This is a genomic window from Natrinema soli, assembly GCF_028618695.1.
In genome coordinates this window covers 1-2,483 of the sequence record NZ_JAQIVI010000784.1, presented here as the reverse complement: position 1 = coordinate 2,483, position 2,483 = coordinate 1, and the positions used below count along the sequence as shown (strand labels likewise).

Annotated in this window: 2 protein-coding genes; both read left to right on the top strand. The window is 66.1% G+C overall.

Features of this window, described 5'->3' with window-relative positions; translation table 11 throughout:
* On the top strand, positions 1-242 hold a 242-nt coding region (locus tag PGX04_RS32400; RefSeq protein WP_425498475.1), incomplete at its 5' end, for a DUF7117 family protein.
* Between the two features lie 369 nt (positions 243-611).
* On the top strand, positions 612-2,483 hold a 1,872-nt coding region (locus PGX04_RS32395; RefSeq protein WP_273742234.1), incomplete at its 3' end, for an OPT family oligopeptide transporter.

Genomic DNA, 2,483 nt, shown 5'->3' with positions numbered 1-2,483 from the left:
CCGTCCGGGAGTACCGCCGCGACGTCCGGACCTGGGCCGACGATCGGGAGCTGACCGCGAGCGAACGAAGCGCACTCGAGACCCTCGGCGAACACGTCACTCGCATCCGGATGCTCGACGGCGACGTCGATCCGCGGACCGCCGAACGACTCGTCGCGGCGACGCGCGACCTAGCGAACGGGCTCCGCGGCGACGAGTTCGCGTTCTCGCAGGCACGGGAGCGACTGGACGGCCTCGAGTAATTCGAACGTCCGCAGCGCTCGAGGCCCGCTGATCGCGGTCGACGGGTTCGGTCCCGGCAGCGAACTGCTCGCAACCGTTCTCGCGGCGACACGCTTGTCAGCTCGGTGAGCCGGCTCCGACTGGTGTCAGTTTCGCGCATTATATCGATCATTACTGGCAAATAGTGTAGGGTAATGGTGAATAATGGTGATTCGTTCCGAATCTTGCCACATTTATAGTCGCAAGTAGCTATGATCAGAGAGAACGCGGAGACGCCCCGACGGACGACAGTCGAATAGTGACGAGCGAGACACCGGTCGCGACGGACTGGCTGACTCGTGTCGTTCACTGCGTCCGGGATATTCGGGGGATGTCCGCTCCAGTCGACTATGTCACACGGACCATCTGAAGAACGCGCGGAACCGAGTAGCAGTCGCACAGTGAGCGAAGCAGAACCGGCCGACGGCCCGGCCCCGTACGTCCCCGCAGGGAGAAGTATCGCGGAACTCACGATCAAAGCGGTCCTGATCGGACTCGCGCTCAACGTGGTAATGTTGACCGCGAACATGTACCTCGGAATGCGCTCGGGGATGACGATCAGTGCCTCCATCCCGGCCGCGGTCATCAGCATGGGCGTTTTCTACGGGCTTCGGCGGGTCGGTATCGGCGGGACGATCCTCGAGAACAACATCGTCCAGACGATGACCTCTGCGGGCGAGGCGCTGGCGGCCGGCGTGATCTTCACGATCGCCGGCGTTACCTTCCTCGATCAGCCGATCGACATCGCCGGGACTGCCGCGGTGGCGGTGCTGGGCGGCCTGCTCGGCGTTCTCTTTATGATCCCGATGCGGCGGTACCTCATCGTCGACAAGCACGAGGAACTGCCCTATCCGGAGGGGACAGCGTGCGCGGACGTGCTCGAGGCCGGCTCGCGCGGCGACGAGGGTGTGAAACTCATCTCGTTCGGGTTCCTCGTGAGCTTCGTTTACATGTGGTTGGCCAGCGGGATGGCCGCGTTCCGCACCACGATCCAGACGGCGTTCTCGGCCGGCGAGACCGACGGGTTCGCTATCGGCGGCGACTTCACGCCCGCGCTGATCGGCGTCGGCTACATCATCGGCCCGCGGATCGCCGGCTACGTGTTCGGCGGCGGACTGATCGCCTGGATGATACTGATCCCGCTGCTCATCACGGGCGGGTTCGTTCCGGAGTCGGCCGCCGACGCGGCGCTGATGGCGCAGGCCGACGCGGTCTGGGACGAGTATATCCGTTACGTCGGTGCGGGCGCGATGATCGTCGGCGGCTTCTACGCGATTCTCTCGATGCGCGGCACGATCGTCGACGCGATCGGCACCGCGGCGGCTGAGATCCGCGGCTCCGGCGGGGCCGCGACGGAGGATCGGAAACGCACCCAGCGTGACCTCCCGATGAAGGTCGTCGTCGTCGGGGCCGTCCTCATCGCGCTCGCGCTGGTCGCCGTCCCGCAGGTCCAGGTCGGGCTACTGGGCGGCTTCATCGCCGTGATCGCCTCGTTCCTCTTCGTCGCCGTCTCGGCGTATCTCGTCGGGGTCGTGGGCAGCTCCTCGAACCCCGTCTCCGGAATGGCCGTGGCGACGATCCTGATCGCCGCGCTGGCGCTGCGATCGACCGGCGTGACCGACCCCGTCGTGGTGCTGGTGACCGCGTCGGTCGTGGCGATCGCCGCGGCGGTCGCGGGCGATACCTCGCAGGATCTCAAAACGGGCTATCTCCTCGGTGCGACGCCCCGCAAGCAACAGATCGCGCAGGTGATCGGAATCGCCATCTCTGCGCTGTTCGCCGGCTGGGTCCTGTACTTCTTCCACCAGGCCTACGGAATCGGCAGCGAGACCATCCCCGCCCCCCAGGCCGGGATGATGGCGCTGATCTCCGAGGGCGTCCTCACGGGCACCGCTCAGTGGGGGATGATCCTCATCGGTGCCGTTTTCGCGTTTGTTCTGATCCTCATGAACGTCCCCGTCCTGCCGTTCGCAGTCGGGATCTATCTCCCGATCACCCTCGCGACGCCGATCTTCCTCGGCGGCCTGCTCCGCGGCGGGATCGACAGGTACGTCGCGCGGTCGGACGACGAGGACGGGACGCTCGCCGAACGAGCGACCTCCCGTGGCCGGATCGTCGCGGCCGGGCTGATCACCGGCGAGGCGATCATGGGAATCGTCATCGGCGCGCTCTATATCACCGGTACCGGCGCGTCCGACGGTGCCCCGTTCCCCCTCGGCCTC